The organism is Candidatus Erwinia dacicola, assembly GCF_001756855.1.
Classification (GTDB): domain Bacteria; phylum Pseudomonadota; class Gammaproteobacteria; order Enterobacterales; family Enterobacteriaceae; genus Erwinia; species Erwinia dacicola.
This window is the reverse complement of sequence record NZ_MAYS01000144.1, coordinates 1-2,448: the sequence shown is the minus strand read 5'-3', so window position 1 is coordinate 2,448 and position 2,448 is coordinate 1. Positions and strand designations below refer to the sequence as shown.

At 53.9% G+C, this 2,448-nt stretch carries 2 protein-coding genes; both read left to right on the top strand.

Annotated elements, in window-relative coordinates; translation table 11 throughout:
* Window positions 1-96: 96 nt before the first annotated feature.
* Window positions 97-753: a pyridoxamine 5'-phosphate oxidase gene (pdxH, locus tag BBW68_RS04660; RefSeq protein ID WP_070134219.1), complete on the top strand. Its 657-nt coding sequence runs from the start codon at window positions 97-99 to the stop codon at window positions 751-753.
* A 136-nt stretch (window positions 754-889) separates the two neighbouring features.
* Window positions 890-2,164 (top strand): tyrosine--tRNA ligase, encoded by a 1,275-nt coding sequence (gene tyrS, locus BBW68_RS04655; RefSeq protein ID WP_070134218.1) that lies wholly within the window; start codon window positions 890-892, stop codon window positions 2,162-2,164.
* Window positions 2,165-2,448 lie beyond the last annotated feature (284 nt).

Sequence of the window (2,448 nt, the reverse complement as noted above, 5' to 3'; positions counted from 1 at the left end):
GTAAGGGCGCTACGTTCTCCCAGTCCGTTAACTGATTGAAATATTGGAGGGTGCGGCGCACAATGCCATATTCCTAACTACTCAGAAGCCGCAATGATGACCGACAGCGATCACCTGCAACAAATAGCCCATCTGCGCCGTGAATATACGCGCGGTGGCCTGCGCCGCAAAGATCTTCCTGAAGACCCGTTAAGCCTGTTTGAACACTGGCTTAACCAAGCGGTAGAGGCCCAGCTGCCGGATCCGACGGCAATGAGCGTCGCGACCGTTGACAAGCAGGGCCAGCCCTATCAACGTATCGTGCTGCTCAAGCATTTCGATGCTCAGGGCATGGTGTTTTATACCAATCTGGGGAGTCGCAAAGCGAAGCAGCTGGAGAGCAATCCGCGCATCAGCCTGCTGTTCCCATGGCATATGCTAGAGCGCCAGGTGATGGTGCTAGGCCGAGTGGAAGGCTTGTCGACGCTGGAAGTGTTGAAGTATTTTCACAGCCGCCCGCGCGACAGCCAGCTCGGTGCCTGGGTGTCAAAGCAGTCGAGTCGCATTTCAGCGCGTGGCGTGCTGAAATGCAAGTTCTTGGAGCTGAAGCAGAAGTTTCAGCAGGGCGAAATCCCCCTGCCGAGTTTCTGGGGTGGCTACCGCATCAAAATCGACTCAATGGAGTTCTGGCAGGGTGGTGCTCACCGTCTGCATGACCGATTTTTCTACCAGCGCGAAGGCGATGCGTGGAAAATTGACCGCCTAGCACCGTAAACACGAAATAATGCCCCTAAGCGCTGGACCAGCCCGATCCCGCGCTTTATTCTATACCCCTCTATTTTTTCTCCGCGTTTCAGCGGAAAGCTGTGTACCAGCCTAGGTGCAGACTTTTTTTTACATGGAGTCTTAGATGGCCAGCAGTAACCTGATCAAACAATTGCAAGAGCGGGGCCTTGTTGCCCAGGTAACGGACGAGGAAGCGTTAGCAAAGCGACTGGCACAGGGGCCAATCGCTCTCTATTGCGGTTTCGATCCGACTGCCGACAGCTTGCATTTGGGGCATCTGGTGCCGTTGCTCTGCCTGAAGCGTTTTCAGAATGCCGGACACAAACCTGTGGCACTGGTTGGTGGCGCCACCGGTCTGATCGGTGACCCAAGTTTTAAAGCAGCCGAGCGTAAGCTGAACACCAGCGATACCGTGAATAAGTGGGTGGAAAAAATCCGCCAACAAGTAGCACTGTTCCTCGATTTTAACTGCGGCGACAACAGCGCCATTGCGGCCAATAACTATGACTGGTTTGGCGGCATGAATGTGCTGACCTTCCTGCGTGATATTGGCAAGCATTTTTCCGTTAATCAGATGATTAACAAGGAAGCCGTTAAGCAGCGTCTGAACCGCGATGACCAAGGGATCTCCTTCACCGAATTCTCCTACAACCTGCTGCAGGGCTATGACTTCGCCTGCCTGAACAAGCGTCACGGCATGGTGCTGCAGATTGGTGGTTCCGACCAGTGGGGCAACATTACCTCCGGCATCGACCTGACGCGCCGCCTGCATCAGAATCAGGTCTTTGGCCTGACTGTTCCGCTGATCACCAAGTCAGACGGCACCAAATTCGGTAAAACCGAAGGTGGCGTAGTGTGGCTGAACGCGAAGAAAACCAGCCCGTACAAGTTCTATCAGTTCTGGATCAACACCGCTGATGCTGACGTTTATCGCTTCCTGAAGTTTTTCACATTTATGAGCATTGACGAGATCAATGCGCTGGAAGCAGAGGATAAAAACAGCGGTAAAGCACCACGCGCCCAGTCTGTACTGGCCGAGCAGGTCACCCGACTGGTTCACGGTGAAGAAGGCTTGGTGTCGGCTAAACGCATCACTCAAAGCCTGTTCTCCGGCCCGCTGAGCGAGCTGACAGAGCAGGACCTAGCGCAGCTAGCGCAGGACGGTATGCCAGGCGTGGAGCTGGAGTCAGGTCAGGATCTGCAGCAGGCGCTGGTTGATTCTGAACTGGCCCCCTCCCGCCGGCAGGCGCGCAAACTGATTGATGCCAAATCAGTCAGCATCAACGGCACGCTGCAGACTAACGCCGAGTATGCCTTTAGCGCTGATGACCGCCTGTTCGATAAGTACACGCTGCTGCGCCGTGGTAAAAAGAACTACAGCTTAATCAGCTGGAAATAATAAAATCGGGCGGGTTTCTGCTCCGTCCCTAAATCGGTTAACGCCGGCTTTTTTAATGGCAAGAAAGGTCAGGTTAGCGCGATGAAAAACATTTTCTCCATCCAGTCTCATACGGTTTTTGGGCATTTGGGTAACTGCGCAGCAGACTCGTTAAGTGCAAATACCCCCCTCAAATCCAGATTGATGGCATGAGCCCTGCGTGTCATGGTAAAACGATAGGCATCGGCGACGGTAAAGCGCAGCCCCAACAGTCACTGCTTATCCTATGCCTGTTAAGCGCTGAG

What these genes read in the sequence shown, in the direction of transcription:
- tyrS (WP_070134218.1), top strand. Translation starts at nt 890, where the DNA reads ATGGCCAGCAGTAACCTGATCAAACAATTGCAAGAGCGGGGCCTTGTT.
- pdxH (WP_070134219.1), top strand. Translation starts at nt 97, where the DNA reads ATGACCGACAGCGATCACCTGCAACAAATAGCCCATCTGCGCCGTGAA.